Annotated in this window: 12 protein-coding genes; 8 read left to right on the top strand and 4 right to left on the bottom strand. The window is 72.7% G+C overall.

Annotation, left to right across the window (positions count from 1 at the left end; all coding sequences use genetic code 11):
* The first annotated feature begins 213 nt into the window (after positions 1-213).
* The 3 genes from D7223_RS07345 to D7223_RS07335 all read left to right on the top strand — a co-directional run bounded on the left by D7223_RS07345 (position 214) and on the right by D7223_RS07335 (position 3,939).
* Positions 214-1,518 (top strand): phosphatidate cytidylyltransferase, encoded by a 1,305-nt coding sequence (locus D7223_RS07345; RefSeq protein ID WP_120726366.1) that lies wholly within the window; start codon positions 214-216, stop codon positions 1,516-1,518.
* Between the two features lie 104 nt (positions 1,519-1,622).
* Positions 1,623-2,771 (top strand): dual-specificity RNA methyltransferase RlmN, encoded by a 1,149-nt coding sequence (gene rlmN / locus D7223_RS07340; protein ID WP_120726364.1) that lies wholly within the window; start codon positions 1,623-1,625, stop codon positions 2,769-2,771.
* A 31-nt stretch (positions 2,772-2,802) separates the two neighbouring features.
* Positions 2,803-3,939, top strand: a complete 1,137-nt coding sequence (locus tag D7223_RS07335) for a DivIVA domain-containing protein (protein WP_120726362.1) — start codon at positions 2,803-2,805, stop codon at positions 3,937-3,939.
* 74 nt (positions 3,940-4,013) lie between these two features.
* On the opposite strand, the gene D7223_RS07330 is transcribed toward D7223_RS07335, so the two are convergent.
* A complete protein-coding gene (locus tag D7223_RS07330) occupies positions 4,014-4,235 on the bottom strand; it encodes a DUF2631 domain-containing protein (RefSeq protein ID WP_120726360.1) in 222 nt (73 codons plus the stop codon).
* Positions 4,236-4,544: 309 nt separating this feature from the next.
* Between D7223_RS07330 and D7223_RS07325 the strand changes: the two genes are divergently transcribed.
* The gene (locus D7223_RS07325; RefSeq protein ID WP_120726358.1) at positions 4,545-6,125 is read left to right on the top strand and encodes a Rieske 2Fe-2S domain-containing protein; all 1,581 of its coding nucleotides are present in this window, start codon (positions 4,545-4,547) and stop codon (positions 6,123-6,125) included.
* Between the two features lie 112 nt (positions 6,126-6,237).
* Here the strand turns inward: D7223_RS07325 and D7223_RS07320 are convergent, their stop codons facing one another.
* The gene (locus D7223_RS07320; protein WP_120726357.1) at positions 6,238-7,833 is read right to left on the bottom strand and encodes a phytoene desaturase family protein; all 1,596 of its coding nucleotides are present in this window, start codon (positions 7,831-7,833) and stop codon (positions 6,238-6,240) included.
* A 60-nt stretch (positions 7,834-7,893) separates the two neighbouring features.
* Positions 7,894-8,598 carry a TetR/AcrR family transcriptional regulator gene (locus D7223_RS07315; protein ID WP_120726356.1) on the bottom strand — a complete coding sequence of 235 codons (705 nt, stop codon included), beginning with the start codon at positions 8,596-8,598 and terminating at the stop codon, positions 7,894-7,896.
* A 103-nt stretch (positions 8,599-8,701) separates the two neighbouring features.
* Here D7223_RS07315 and D7223_RS07310 point away from each other — a divergent pair, with 103 nt between their 5' ends.
* Both D7223_RS07310 and D7223_RS07305 read left to right on the top strand, forming a co-directional pair.
* A complete protein-coding gene (locus tag D7223_RS07310; protein WP_120726355.1) occupies positions 8,702-10,885 on the top strand; it encodes an MMPL family transporter in 2,184 nt (727 codons plus the stop codon).
* Between the two features lie 69 nt (positions 10,886-10,954).
* A complete protein-coding gene (locus D7223_RS07305) occupies positions 10,955-12,121 on the top strand; it encodes an alkaline phosphatase PhoX (RefSeq protein ID WP_120726354.1) in 1,167 nt (388 codons plus the stop codon).
* On the opposite strand, the gene D7223_RS07300 is transcribed toward D7223_RS07305, so the two are convergent.
* Positions 12,091-12,975 (bottom strand): YhjD/YihY/BrkB family envelope integrity protein, encoded by an 885-nt coding sequence (locus D7223_RS07300; RefSeq protein ID WP_120726353.1) that lies wholly within the window; start codon positions 12,973-12,975, stop codon positions 12,091-12,093. The genes D7223_RS07305 and D7223_RS07300 overlap by 31 nt on opposite strands.
* 51 nt (positions 12,976-13,026) lie before the next feature.
* On the opposite strand from D7223_RS07300, the gene D7223_RS07295 reads away from it, so the two are divergent.
* A complete protein-coding gene (locus tag D7223_RS07295) occupies positions 13,027-13,578 on the top strand; it encodes a GNAT family N-acetyltransferase (RefSeq protein WP_120726351.1) in 552 nt (183 codons plus the stop codon).
* Between the two features lie 195 nt (positions 13,579-13,773).
* Positions 13,774-14,397, top strand: a complete 624-nt coding sequence (locus tag D7223_RS07290; protein ID WP_158610835.1) for a Uma2 family endonuclease — start codon at positions 13,774-13,776, stop codon at positions 14,395-14,397.
* Positions 14,398-14,410: the final 13 nt, after the last annotated feature.

Here is a 14,410-nt window from a genome sequence, read left to right as displayed (position 1 = left end):
ACGGGGCGGACCGCTCCCGGGGGTGGGACGGCGTCCCGGGTACCGAATCAACGGGTGCAGTAGGCTCGGCACGATTCCCGGCCACCCTGCGGTGAACGGTGGGGATCGACCGGCCGACGCGCCGGTCAACTGGACGGAACGCTCGCTCGGGTAGGGGATGGTTGTGGTTGTGCGTCATGTGGTCCGCCTCGCGCCGTGCGCGCCCGGTGCGTGATGTCCCACCTCGACCCGTACGGCAGCGCCGAACCCCGTGGCCGGGAGCGTCCGGACCGGCCCGCGCCCGGTCCCGCCCTGCCCTGGCCGGAGCCCCAGATCGAGCCGGCACCCTGGGCCCGGCGTCCGGGCCTCGCCCCTGACAGGCACGTCGAACCGCGCACCCGCACCCGGCTCGACCCCGAGGGCGGCACCCCGCACCACGGGAACGGCAACGACCCGGGCGACCCGGGTCGGTGGCCCGACGACGGGAACCCGCCCGACGGTGGGCGGCGGGACGACGCCGGGGCACCCGCGTACGCCGGCTTCCCGGCCGGTCCGAACGGCCGGTCCGACGGTCCGGCGGACCCCGACCAGCCCACGGCGCAGTTCGAGGCGGTCCGCGACCCGGGTCCGGAGGCCGCGGAGATCGCGCCCCCGACCGGCCGGCGGCAGCGTGGCCGGCGCCGGGCCGGCGCGGGACGCCCGGTGACCGGTCAACCCGCACCGAGCCGGGCCGGCCGCAACCTGCCGGCCGCGATCGGGGTCGGCCTCCTGCTCGGTGCCCTCATCGTGGTCCCGCTCGCGCTCTACCCGCCGGCCTTCCTGCTGGTGCTGGCCGCCGCGGTGGGGGTGGGCATCTGGGAGATGGTCCGGGCGGTACGCCGGGCCGACGCCCACCCGCCGCTGGTACCGCTCGTCGCGGGCGGCGTCCTCACCGTCGGGCTCGCGGGATTCGCCGGTCTCGACGCGCTGACCCTCGGTCTGGCGGTCACCCTGCTGGGGACGCTGGTCTGGCGGCTGGGCGACGGCACGGCCGGCCTGGCCCGGGATCTCGTCGCGGCGACGGTGATCACCGTCTACGTGCCGTTCCTCGCCGGGTTCGCCGCGCTGCTCGCGGCGGCGCCGGACGACGGTCCGCTGCGGGTGCTGGTCACCGTGCTGGCGGTGGTGCTCTCCGACACCGGTGGATACGCGGCCGGGGTCCGGTTCGGCAAGCGCCCGATGGCGCCGAGGATCAGCCCGAAGAAGTCCTGGGAGGGCTTCGCCGGGTCGGTCGGCGCGGCGGCGCTGGGCAGTGCCGTCCTGCTGTGGCTGCTGTTCGACGTGGCCCCCTGGTGGGGCGCCCTGTTCGGGGTGGCGGTGTCCTGCGCGGCGGTCCTCGGCGACCTGGCCGAGTCGATGATGAAGCGGGACCTCGGCATAAAGGACATGAGCAACCTGCTCCCCGGGCACGGCGGCCTGATGGATCGGCTGGACTCGATCCTCTTCGCGGTGCCCACCGCCTACCTGCTGCTGGCGGTCTACGTCCCGGTGGCGGGGTGAGGTGTGAATCACGCTCCGGATGTGGTGCCGGTCGGGGGCTGGGGGACGATTCGGCACCTCCGGACGGGTGCGCCCGCCGATCGGCGTGACAGACTGGACGCGCCATGACGAGCCTTCCCCTGATCCCTGTCGACCCGGACGCCACCGGATCCCGCCGCGCCGCGATGCCGCCGCAGCACCTCGCCGACCTCGACCTCGCCGGCCGCCGGGCCCTGGTGAGCGAGCTGGGGGAGCCGGCGTTCCGCGCCAAGCAGCTCTCCACCCACTACTTCGGGCGGCTGGTCCGTGACCCGGAGCAGATGACCGACCTGCCGGCGGCGACCCGTGCGAAGCTCGCCGACCGGCTGCTGCCCCGGCTGTTGACGCCGGTACGGGAGCTGGCCTGCGACGACGGCGCGACCCGCAAGGCGCTCTGGCGGTTGCACGACGGCTCGTTGGTGGAAAGCGTGCTGATGGGCTACCCGGACCGGGTGACCGTCTGCATCTCCAGCCAGGCCGGCTGCGGCATGGCCTGCCCGTTCTGCGCCACCGGCCAGGCCGGGCTGACCCGCAACCTGTCCACCGCCGAGATCGTCGACCAGGCCGTCTACCTGGCCGGGGTGGCCGCCTCCGGTGCGGTCGCCGGCTCGCCGCCCCGACTGTCGCACGTCGTCTTCATGGGCATGGGCGAGCCGCTGGCCAACTACAACCGGGTGCTCGCCGCGATCCGCCGGCTGGTCTCGCCCGCGCCCGAGGGGCTCGGGCTGTCGCAGCGGCACATCACCGTCTCCACGGTCGGCCTGGTTCCGGCCATCCGCCGACTGGCCAGCGAAGACCTCTCCGTGACTCTTGCGCTGTCGTTGCACGCCCCCGATGATGAGCTGCGCGACGAACTCGTGCCGGTCAACCAGCGCTGGAAGGTTTCCGAGGTGCTGGACGCGGCGTGGGACTACGCAGGTCGGACGGGACGTCGCGTGTCGATCGAGTACGCGATGATCAAGGACGTGAACGACCAGCCGTGGAGAGCCGATCTGCTCGGGCGGCTGCTGGCCGGCAAGTTGGCCCACGTGAACCTGATCCCGCTCAACCCGACGCCGGGCAGCCGCTGGGACGCGAGCCCGAAGCCGGTGGAGCGGGAGTTCGTCCGGCGGTTGCGCGACGCCGGAGTGTCCACCACCGTGCGGGACACCCGGGGACGCGAGATCGACGGAGCGTGTGGACAACTCGCCGCCGCCGAGGACAGCGACACCGTTGGGGCCGGGGAGACACCGTGACCGGGCGTAGCGAACGAATCCAGGAGACATAGTGGCGAGTCAGGGTCAGCGTTTCCGGCGTAAGGCGCTTCGCCGGGGATACAAGGTCGACGAGGTGGACGCCTTCCTGGACCGGGTCGAGGCCACCCTCGCCGGCCAGCCGGTCGGCGCGCCCGTGGCCTCCCAGGAGGTCCACGACGTCGTCTTCCGGGTCCGTTTCAACGGCTATGACGAGTGGCAGGTCGACCTGCACCTGGACCGGGTGGAGCGGCAGCTCGCCGAGCTGGAGGAGCGGGGGGCCGGGCGACCCGCCGACCCCCGGCTCGCCGACCGACTCGGCCCGCCGGACCGGATGGGACCGCCCGACCGGATGGGCCCACCGATGCGCGACGACCGTGGCATGTCGCCGGTTCCGCAGCCGCCGATGCCACCCCGGGCGATGCCGGCGCAGGCCGGCCCGCCCGCCGACCGCTACGGCCGGTACGACGAGCCGACCGGCGCGTTCGCCGGTGGCTACGACGCCCCCCGGGGCTTCGAGCAGTCCCGTGGTCCGGGGGGTCCCGGCGTACCGACACCTCCGGGCGGCCCGGTGGGGCACGGCGGTCCGCAGCGGGGCCTGCCCGCCGGCCCGGGCGGCTACGGCCAGGACGGGCCCGGCGGCGGCTACGGCCAGGACGGGCCCGGCGGTGGTTACGGCCAGGACGGCCCCGGTGGTTACGGCCAGGAGGGGCGCTTCGACGGTTTCGAGGCCGGCCGGCACGGTCGCACCGACATGACCGCCGAGATCCGGATGCCCGAGCGGGAACTGCGCGGCCGTGGTCATGGCGGCCCGCCGGCGCTGCCCGCGCCACAGGGCTTCGGCGGCCCCGGCATGCCCGGCCCGCCCGCCGTCGCCGGCCCGCCGGCGGTGGCCGGTCCGCCGATGGCCGGCCCGCCCGGCAGCGACCTCTACCGGGTCGACCAGATCCGGCGCAGCTTCCAGGTCCGTCGGTTCGGCAGCGGGTACGACCCGGACCAGGTCGACCGGTTCTTCGAGACCCTGCTCGGCGGCATGCAGGGGCGCAACCAGATGCCGGTGAACCCGCGGGACCTCGACACGCTGCGCTTCGGGCTGGTGCAGGGCGGTTACTTCGAGGCCGAGGTGGACGCCGCGCTCAAGGACGTGCAGGACATCCTGCTCGGCCGCTGACCGGGTACGTCGAGGGCCCGCTCCCCGGGTGGGGGCGGGCCCTCGTACGTGTCGGTGTCCGGTGCCGGCGCGACCTACGACCGCAGGCCGTTGCGGCGCAGCACCGTGTCGCCGATGACGATGACCAGCAGCAGCACGGCGAGGCCCACCAGCCAGATGTCCTCGACCCTGCCCTCGTGGTTGCCGCAGAGCATCGCCAGCAGCGCCAGCGCGACGACGACCGCGCCGATCCGGCCGGACTTGCGGTGCCCCGGCTTGTGCTGGTCCGGCGACGTTACCGGCTCGCTTCCTGCCACTGTCGGTCCTTCCCTCGCGATCGGATCTCCGGATAGTCTGGCACGCCCCGTGCCGGGCCCGGCGGTGGGTCGGCCCTGCCGGGAGCCGTCGCACCCGCCGTACGCGTGCCGGCCGACCAGGGGCACCCGCCCGGTGTGCACCGCGACGACCGAGAGCCCCCGACGTACGGCCACGGTCGGCGGCCCCGGGCCGAAGGACCCGGTTCGGGCCGGGGCGGGCGGCACTACCGGCGTCGCGGGGTGGCGGCCAGAGTGGCTCCGGTAGCGTTCTGACGTACACCTTGTTTGTCTTCTTGAGGGGGAACTGCGGTGCGAGTGACCGGTACGGGGCACGCCAGCATGCGGATCGACACGGCCGCGGGCAGCATCCTGTGCGACCCGTGGGTCAATCCGGCCTACTTCGCGTCGTGGTTCCCGTTCCCCGACAATTCGCTGCTGGACTGGGCGAGCCTCGGCCAGGTCGACTACCTGTACGTGTCGCACCTGCACCGGGACCATTTCGACGCGAAGCACCTGCGCGACCACGTCTCCAAGGACGCGACCGTCCTGCTGCCCGAGTTCCCCACCTCGGAGATGGAGGACGAGCTGCGGGCGCTGGGCTTCGCGAAGTTCCTTAAGGCTCCGAACGAGCAGGTCGTGGAGCTGCCCGGCGGCCTGAAGATCATGATCCAGGCGCTGACCAGCCCGACCGACGGCCCGATCGGCGACTCGTCGCTGTGGGTGGAGTACGAGGGTGTCCGCCTGCTCAACCAGAACGACGCCCGGCCCACCGACCTGACCGTCTTCGCCGAGCTGGGCCACGTGCACGCGCACCTGCTCCAGTTCTCCGGCGCGATCTGGTACCCGATGGTCTACGAGCTGCCGCAGGCGGCGAAGACCGCGTTCGGCAAGCAGAAGCGGGACCGGCAGTTCGACCGCACCTGGCGCTACATCGACGACCTGAAGGCCGACCACGTCTTCCCGATCGCCGGCCCGCCCTGCTTCCTGGACGACGCGCTGTGGCAGTTCAACGACATCCACGGCGACGAGGGCAACATCTTCCCCGACCAGTCGGTGTTCCTGTCCGAGTACGCCAAGGTCGGCGGCACCAACGGCATCGTGCTGCTGCCGGGCAGCGTCGCCGAGGTCACCACCGAGGGCGCGACCACCACCCACCCGGTGCCGGTGGAGGAGTTCTTCGCGAACAAGGTCGCGCACCTGGAGGAGATGCGGGAGCGCAAGCGCGGCGTCATCGAGGCCGAGAAGGCGTCCTGGCGACACCCGGAGATCGACGTCCTGGCCGGAATGAAGAGCCGGATCGAGCCGCTGCTGGACGAGTCGATCTACCTCGCCAAGGGCGTCGGTGGGCCGGTCCGCTTCGACCTGGTGGGCTACGACGGCGACAGCGTCGAGTCGATCGTGGTGGACTTCCCGGGCAAGGAGGTCCGGCCGTACGCCGACGAGAAGGTCCGCTACCGCTTCCGCACCGAGCGGGCGCTGGTCGAGCACCTGCTGCACATCGACGAGGTGGACTGGGTCAACTCGCTCTTCCTGTCCTGCCGCTTCTCGGCCGCCCGCATCGGGCAGTACAACGAGTTCGTCTACGCCTTCTTCAAGTGCCTGTCCACCGAGCGTCTCCAGTACGCCGAGGGCTGGTACGACGAGCACGAGCGGGCCGTCGACGCCGAGGACATCACCCTCGGCGACTGGGTGGTGCAGCGCCGCTGTCCGCACCTGAAGGCCGACCTGAGCCGCTTCGGCATCGTCGACGGCGACCAGCTCACCTGCCAGCTGCACGGCTGGCGGTTCGACCTGCCCAGCGGCCGTTGCCTGACCAGCGTCGGGCACAAGGTACGAGCGCACCGGGTGGACGCGGAGACACCCGCGCCGGCCGGCGAAGCCCTGAGCTGACGCCCGCCGCGCGGTCCCGGCTGTCGGCGCCCGGTCCCGGGTGTCGGCGCCCGGTCCCGGGTGTTAGGAAGGGACCCTTCCTCTACACGAGGCGTTAACAGGGGGCCCTTCCTTACCCGCTGAGGTCGGCCAGGACGCGGCGGGCGGCGTTGTGGCCGGCGGCGCCGATCACGCTGCCCGCCGGGTGGCAGCCGGCGCTGCCCGCGTACACGCCGTCGACGCCGGTCGCGTACGGCATCCGGTCGGTGAACGCGACGGTGTTGTCGACGTGGTGGATGTGCCCGCCGGTGATGCCGAAGTGGGCCTCGATGCCGGGCGGGGGAAGCGGCACCGCGTCGGCGATCAGGTCGCCGGTGCCGGGCGCGTACCGCTCGCAGATGGCGATCAGCTTCGCCACGTACCCGGGCAGCGCCTCGTCCCAGGTGGTGCCGGCCGGGGCGTACGGGACGGACTGCACGAACAGCGCCGACGAGTGGTGCCCGGCGTCGTCGGACAGGGACGGGTCGACGGTGGTGTGCAGGTACCACTCGATCGTCGGCTCCTCCGGCAGCCGTCCGGCCCGCACGTCGGCCCACATCGCCCGCAGCGCCGCCATCGGCGACCCGCCGCCCGTACCGAACAGCGACGCCGAGCCGGGCAGCAGGTGGATGGTGGAGCCGAACGGGCTCGGCGCGTCCGCGGGCAGGCAGGAGAACCGGGGCAGGCCGGTCAGCGCCAGGTTGAGCTTGAGCGTGGTGCCGGGCCGGCGGACCGCCGCCATCCGCTCGGTCAGGGGCGCCGGGAGCGCGCCGTCGGGCAGCAGGTCCATCAGCCGGTACGGGTCGCACGCCCCGAGTACCACCCGCGTGCCGACCTCCCGTCCGTCGGCGAGCACCACGCCGGAGGCGGCCCCGCCGTCCAGGGTGACCGCCGCGACGGGTGTGCCGGTGAGGATTCGCGCGCCGGCCGCGCGGGCGGCGTCGGCGAAGGTGCGCGAGACGGTGCCCATGCCGCCCTCGGCGATCATCCAGGTGCCGTCCGCCCCGGGTAGCCGGCACATGTTGTGCACCAGGAAGTTGTGCCCGGTGCCGGGGTCGTCCGGGCCGGCGTGGAGACCGGACAGCCCGTCGGTGACCGCGTACATGCTGACCAGCAGCTCCGAGCGGAAGTCGAACCGGGCCAGGTGGTCGGCGACCGAGCCGCGGACCAGGTCGACGAAGACCTGTCGCAGCGCCGGCCGGACGTACCGCTCGGCGGTCTCCTCCACCGGCAGCGGCTCGGCCAGCCAGGCCGGCGCCAGGTCCGCGCGCAGCGCGGCCAGTTCGGCCTGGAGCGCGTCGTCGGCGGCCACGTCGGCGGGGGAGAAGAACTCGGTGAGCTGCCGCCGGGTCGCGGCCTGGTCGCTGCCCATCAGCAGGTACGGCGAGCCGAGGCCGCCCGGGGTGGGCAGGAAGTAGTGCGGGTCCCGGCGCAGCACGGGGATCGTCACGTCGAGCGTGGCGAGCAGTTCCGGCGGCATCAGGCCGAGCAGGTACGAGCCGGTGGAGTGGCGCAGCCGGGGCACCTTCGGGAACGGGTTCTCGGTCCGGGTCGCGCCGCCGATCACCTCGGCGGCCTCCAGCACCAGCACGTCGAGTCCCGCGCGGGCGAGCAGGATCGCGGACACCAGTCCGTTGTGCCCCGCACCGACAACGACCACGTCCACCCGCTCCGGCAGTTGCTCACCCATGCCGCAGAACCTAACCCCTCCCCGTCCCCAGGTCACCCCACCCGGTGGACGCGGTGGGATTCAGGGTCGGTGGGGGGTGAGTTGGGTGGCGAAGGTGGTCAGTTCCAGTTCGAAGAGGTGCTCGGGCTCGGTTATCGCCCAGCTGACCTGGTCGAAGACCTCCATCGCGACGAGGCCGTAGAGGCGGGTCCAGCCGGACAGGAAGGCCCAGGCGACCTCGACCGGGATCTCGCCGTGGCTCTGGCGAAGCGGTTCGAGCCGGCCCTCGAAGTGCCGGCGGAGTAGTTCCGGCGGCGGAGTGGGAAAGGGCGAGCGGTGCCACAGCTCCACCAGCGGCTGCACGAAGACCGCGCCGAAGCGGGCGCCCGGGTGGTCGGCGTCGGCGCAGGTGTCGAAGAAGGTCGTCGCACTGGGCGTCGGCGCGCCGAAGATCAGCCCGAACTCCGCGGGATGTGCCACCGACCAGGCACGGAAGGCGCGTGCCATGGCCAGCAGTTGGGCCACCTCGTCTTCGCCGGCGCCGTCCCGGGCGGCCTCCAGGAGCGCGGTCGACTCCTCGTACAGGTCGCCGGCCAGCGCCCCGACCAGAGCTTCCAGGCTGGGGAAGTACCGGTAGATGGCCGGCGCGGTCATGCCCATGTCCCGGGCGATGGCCCGCAGAGAGACCGCCTCCACGCCGCCGTCCACCAGCAGCCGACGCGCGCCGCTCTTGATCTCGGCGACGGTCGTCGTACGCAGGCGCTCCCGGCGGGACGGTGCGGTCATCCGGTGAACCCCCTTGACTGAAGCAAACGCCGTTGCGATAGTTAACGGCGTTCACTCAAATGAGCAATAGTTACAGCTTAACGGCCGGTGGAGGGGGAAGCGAATGTTCGCCTGGTGGGGACGGGTGGTGGTGCGGCTGCGGTGGGCGGTCCTGGCCGCCGCCCTGGTGCTGGTCACGATCGGAGCGACCTGGGGGGCCGGAGTCTTCGGTCAGCTGACCGGCGGAGGCTTCGACGATCCGGCGAGCCAGTCCAGCCGCGCCGCCGAGCGGATCACCGCCGAGTTGGGACCGCAGGGCGCGGACCTGGTCGTGCTCTGGTCCAGCGACGCGACGACCGTGGACCAGCCGGCCTTCCGGGACCCGGTTGCCGCGACCGTCGACCGGCTCCGCGCGCGGGCCGAGGTGACCAGCGTCGTCACCTGGTACGACACGCAGGCCCCCGGCCTGGTCTCGACCGACCGCCGGGCCACCTATGCGGCGGTCCAGCTCCGCGCCTCCGACGAGGACGGCAAGACCGAGGCGTACGAGGCGCTGCGCCCGGCCTTCGACGCGCCCGGCCTGCGGACCGAGGTCGGCGGCACGGTGCCCTTCCTGCACGACGCGAACACCCGCACCACCGAGGACATCACCCGCGCCGAGATCCTCTCCATGCCGGTGCTCCTGGTGCTGCTGGTGCTGATCTTCGGTGGGCTGGTGGCGGCGGTGACCCCGCTGCTGGTCGGCGGGCTGGCCATCCTCGGCGCGTTCGTCGCCGTCCGGCTGGTCAACCTGTTCACCGATGTGTCGATCTTCGCGATCAACATCATCACCCTGATCGGTCTGGGCATGGCCGTGGACTACGCGCTGTTCGTGGTCAGCCGCTTCCGGGAGGAGTTGGCAGCCGGCCACGACACGGCTGCCGCCATCAGCCGGACCATGGCCACCGCCGGCCGCACCGTCCTGGTCTCCGGCCTCACCATCGCGCTCGCCCTGGGCAGCCTGCTGATCTTCCCGCAGGCGTTCCTTCGCTCGATGGGCCTGGGCGGGATGGCCGCCGTCCTGGTCGCGATGCTCGCGGCGCTCACCGTGTTGCCGGCCCTGCTCGCGGTGCTCGGCAGGAGGATCGACGCGGTCCGCGTACCGATGCCGTGGCGGCGTGGGACGCGGGGTGGGCGGCCGGCGGCCGCGGAGTCCGGCGGCGCCTGGGCCCGGATCGCGCGGAGCGTGATGCGGCGTCCGGTGCGCTACCTGGTCGGGGTGGTCGTGCTGCTCGGGCTGCTGGCGGTGCCATCGTTGCGGATGGAGTTCGGCGGCTTCGACGAGCGGGTGCTGCCGGCGGACGCCGCGCCCCGGGTGGTCTCCGAGCGGATCGCCGAGGAGTTCCCCGGCGGCACGGTCGCCCCGATCGACGTGCTGGTGTCCGGCGCCGACCCGACGCGGGCCCAGGCGTTCGCCGACCGGATCGCCACGGTCCCGGGCGTCACCGACGTGCGGGTGGTGGCCAACCGCGACGCCTCGACGCTGCTGACGGTGGGCTATCCGGGCGAGCCGACCGGCGACGTGGCCCAGGACATCGTCCGCGAGGTGCGCGCGCTGCCCGCCCCCGACGGGGCGGAGGTGCTCGTCGGCGGCCGGCCGGCCGCCGACCGGGACCTGCTGGACAGCCTCGGCGACCGGCTGCCCTGGATGGCCCTGCTGATGGCCGCCGCGACGTTCGTACTGCTGTTCCTCGCGTTCGGTTCGGTGGTGCTGCCGGTCAAGGCGGTGCTGATGAACGTGATCTCGATCGGTGCGTCGTTCGGCGTGGTGGTCTGGATCTTCCAGGACGGGAACCTCGCCGACCTGCTCGGCTTCACCGCGACCGGCTTCATCGAGCCCAGCAACCCGATCCTCATGCTGGCCCTGCTGTTCGGCCTGGCCACCGACTACGAGGTGTTCCTGCTGTCCCGGGTCCGCGAGGAGTGGGACCGCACCGGCGACAACACCGCCGCGGTGACCGTCGGCCTCCAGGCCACCGGCCGGATCATCACCGCCGCCGCGCTGCTGCTCATCGTCGTGGTGGCCGGCTTCGCCACCGGCTCGATGTCCTACATCAAGCTGATCGGTGTCGGCATGATCGTGGCCATCGTGGTGGACGCGACGCTGGTCCGGGCGCTGCTCGTGCCGGCGACGATGCGGCTGCTCGGTCGGTGGAACTGGTGGGCGCCGGGACCGCTGGGTCGGGTCTACCGCCGGTACGGCATCCGGGAGACCGCCGAACCCGAGCCGGTCGCTCCGGAGACCCGTCATCCCGTGTTCACCCGATAGCGGGTTTCGTCGATGCCCCGAGCGGCCTAGCGTCGGCGGGGCATCGACCACCTACCGGGAGGTAACCCGATGGATCGTCGTACCGTCCTGCGCGCCACCGCCGTCGGCGGGGCCGCCGCCTTCGCCGGCACCCTGTGGGGCGGCGCCGCCCTGGCCGCCCCCGCCCAGCCCGGCCCCGGCCCCTACGGGGAGCTGCTCGGCGCCGACGCCAACTCCGTCCAGCTTCCCGCCGGTTTCACCAGCCGGGTGATCGCCCGGTCCGGCCAGCGGGTCGCCGGCACCTCGTACGTGTGGCATCCCGCCCCCGACGGCGGGGCCTGCTTTCCGGCCGGCGACGGCTGGATCTACGTCTCCAACTCGGAGGTGCCGCTGATCGGCGGCGCGTCGGCGGTGCGGTTCCGTTCGGACGGGGCGGTCGCCGCCGCGTACCGGATCCTCGGCGGCACCAACGTCAACTGCGCGGGCGGCGCGACCCCGTGGGGCACCTGGCTGTCCTGCGAGGAGGTGCCGCTGGGGCGGGTCTTCGAGACCTGGCCGGACGGCAGCCGCGCGGGCGAGGAGCGGACCCGGATGGGGCGCTTCACCCACGAGGCGGCGGCCTGCGACCCGGACCGGAAGGTGGTCTACCTGACCGAGGACGAGTCCGACGGCTGTTTCTACCGGTTCGTGCCGGACACCTGGGGCGACCTGCGCACCGGCCAGCTCCAGGTGCTCTGCGGATCGTCCAGCCAGGTGTCCGGCCCGGTGACCTGGCGCAACATCCCGGACCGGGACGGGTTCCCGATCTTCACCCGGTGGCAGGTCGGCGCGGCCAAGCACTTCAACGGCGGTGAGGGCGCCTGGTACGACCGGGGCACCTGCTGGTTCACCACCAAGGGCGACAACCGGGTGTGGGCGTACGACGCGGTCAACCAGCGGATCGACCTGGCGTACGACGACTCGCTGGTGCCGGCCGGCGCGGCGCCGCTGACCGGGGTGGACAACATCACCGGCACCGCCGGCGGGGACCTCTACGTCGCCGAGGACGGCGGCAACATGGAAATCAATATCATCACGCCGGCGGGTGTGGTGAGCCCCTTCCTTCGGCTGCTCGGTCAGGGGTCGTCGGAGATCACCGGTCCGGCCTTCTCCCCGGACGGCACCCGCCTCTACTTCTCCTCGCAGCGCGGCACCACCGGCGAGCGCGCCGGCACCGGCGGCATCACCTACGAGGTGACCGGTCCCTTCCGCCGCTGAACACCGGCGTCCGCGTCGCCCGTGCCGACGGCGCGGGCGGCGCGCCAGCGGGACAGGGCGAGGGTGGCGGAGTAGCCGGCCAGCACGATCACGTGGAACAGGTAGAGCCACAGCAGCACCGCCACCCCCGCCCCGATCTCGGTGAAGCCGCCGAACGGCACCCCCAGGTCGATCGGCAGCGACGCGAACAGCACGAAGCCGTGCAGGAAGCCGGACAGGTTCGCGGCCGTGAACGACCCGACACCCAGCGTCGACAGCCAGTCCGGCGACGCCGGGCCGACCACCCGGAACACCCAGACCAATACCGGGGTGAGCACCAGCCAGACCGCCAGGAACGACAGCACCACCCCGAGCGCGCCGATCCAGCCGCCCTGCCGGACCAGCCGGGTGGTGGTGGGCAGCGCCAGCAGGATCGAGAAGAGCAGGGCCGGGGCCGGCGCGAGCAGCGGAAGCAGCAGCAGCCGCCCCCGCCACCCCACCAGCGACTCGTCGCTGTGTTGCGCGGCAACCGACACGAACGCCCGGCGCAGCCCCTCGCCGTACAGCGACGCCGGCAGCAGCGACGCCAGCGCCAGCAGCGGGGTCAACCCCACCCCGGCCTCGACCAGCGCGTCCACCGCCCGGGGCGCGCCGATCGCGTCCGGCAGCGTCTCCACGGCGTACGAGGTGAGCCGGCGCACCCGGTCCGCGCCCGCGACCAGCGCGGTCAACCAGATCGCCAGCAGCGCCACCGGCACCACGGCGATCGCCGAGTAGAAGGTGATCGCGGCGGCGTGCAGCGACAGGTCACGTCCCCGTACCGGCCGGAACGCGGCACTGGTGATCCGCTTCGTCCGCTGCCATCCGCTGCCCATCGCGCTTCAGTTCCCCCTCCCGCCTCCCGCCACGCATTAAGATCGCCCGCCATGACCGTAGTCACCACCGACCGCCTGGTGATCCGCGAATGGACCGACGCGCCGGCCGACCTGGACCGGATCTACGACATCTACTCCCGGCACGAGGTCATGCGTTGGCTGGGCGGCGGCAAGGGGCGGCTGACCGACCCGGCCGAGGCCGCCGAGCGGCTGGCCTCGTGGCACGGGCGGCACGCGCCGTACGCCGGCCGGTACGGCCTGTGGGCGGTCGAGGTGCGCGACAGCGGGGTGGTCGCGGGAAGCGTCCTGCTCAAGCCCCTGCCGGGCGCCGACGGCGTGACCCCCACCGAGGACATCGAGGTCGGCTGGCACCTGCACCCGGACGCCTGGAGGCACGGTTACGCCACCGAGGCGGCCCGCGCGGTGGTCGCCCGCGAGTTCACCGCCGGCGGCGCGCGGGTGTACGCGGTGGTCGCGCCCGGCAACGACGCGTCGATGGCGGTCTGCCGCCGCCTCGGCATGACCCACCTGGGCCGTCGCACCGACTGGTACGGCGGCGTGGAGGTGGAGACCTTCGTCCTGGACGCGCCCTCTCGGGCATGATCCACTCGTCGTCATTGATGTCGGCCTGACGACCTGACCCGGACACCCCGACTTCAGGGATGCCGAGCCGATTCCGGTGGTCGGTAGCGCCGGACACGGTGTGCGATGCCGCCCGTTGAGGGCTGCGGTGGCTAGGCTGGGACGAGCAGGATGGTCCGCTGAGGGGGTGAGCCCGCGATGGCCCAGGCAGCGTACGTGCCCGAGCCGGCGCCGCAGCCCACCGAGCCGTCGTTCGACGTGCTGCGGTGGCACGACGAGCCATGGACCGCGCAGCTCGCCCTCGACCTGTTGCCGGAGACCAACGGCCCCAAGGTTGAGGTCCTGAGCGGAAGCGTCATCGTGACTCCACATGCCGGAATCGACCATCAGTCGGTCGAACGTGAACTTCCCTATCTCCTGCACCGGGCTGCCCGGCGCGCGGGTCTGTGGGTCTACCCCGAGATCAACATGATCTGCGGCAAGGATCTTTTCATTCCTGACATCGCGGTGCTCCGCACCTCCGGCGGTGGTCGGTCGGCCGTCGACATCCGGCAGGCCGTTCTGCTCGGTGAGATCGTGTCGCCGGGCAACCGGCGCAAGGACGTTATCGACCGTCCGCGCGAGTACGCCGCCGCAGGCGTGCCGTTCTTCCTTCGCGTGGATCTGCGCAACCGGGTGCCCACCGTCGCTCTCTTCGAGCTGAGTGATGGGGAGTACCGGCCGGTGAGCGCGGCGGCGGCGGGCAGCGTCTTCGCCATGACGGAGCCCTTCGCGTTCTCCGTCGACCCGGCCGACCTTCTCGACGAGGAGGCCCCGGAGGCCGCCGACGCGGAGAGTTGAGGCTCCCGACGGG

The organism is Micromonospora endolithica (assembly GCF_003626595.1).
In the GTDB taxonomy this organism is placed as follows: Bacteria; Actinomycetota; Actinomycetes; order Mycobacteriales; family Micromonosporaceae; genus Micromonospora; species Micromonospora endolithica.
This window is presented reverse-complemented; position numbering and strand designations above follow the sequence as displayed.

Bases quoted from the DNA above. Each gene is read 5' to 3' on its own strand.
- D7223_RS07305 (WP_120726354.1), top strand. From the start codon at position 10,955: ATGGATCGTCGTACCGTCCTGCGCGCCACCGCCGTCGGCGGGGCCGCC.
- D7223_RS07315 (WP_120726356.1), bottom strand. From the start codon at position 8,598: ATGACCGCACCGTCCCGCCGGGAGCGCCTGCGTACGACGACCGTCGCC.
- rlmN (WP_120726364.1), top strand. From the start codon at position 1,623: ATGACGAGCCTTCCCCTGATCCCTGTCGACCCGGACGCCACCGGATCC.
- D7223_RS07320 (WP_120726357.1), bottom strand. From the start codon at position 7,833: ATGGGTGAGCAACTGCCGGAGCGGGTGGACGTGGTCGTTGTCGGTGCG.
- D7223_RS07310 (WP_120726355.1), top strand. From the start codon at position 8,702: ATGTTCGCCTGGTGGGGACGGGTGGTGGTGCGGCTGCGGTGGGCGGTC.
- D7223_RS07345 (WP_120726366.1), top strand. From the start codon at position 214: ATGTCCCACCTCGACCCGTACGGCAGCGCCGAACCCCGTGGCCGGGAG.
- D7223_RS07300 (WP_120726353.1), bottom strand. From the start codon at position 12,975: ATGGGCAGCGGATGGCAGCGGACGAAGCGGATCACCAGTGCCGCGTTC.
- D7223_RS07295 (WP_120726351.1), top strand. From the start codon at position 13,027: ATGACCGTAGTCACCACCGACCGCCTGGTGATCCGCGAATGGACCGAC.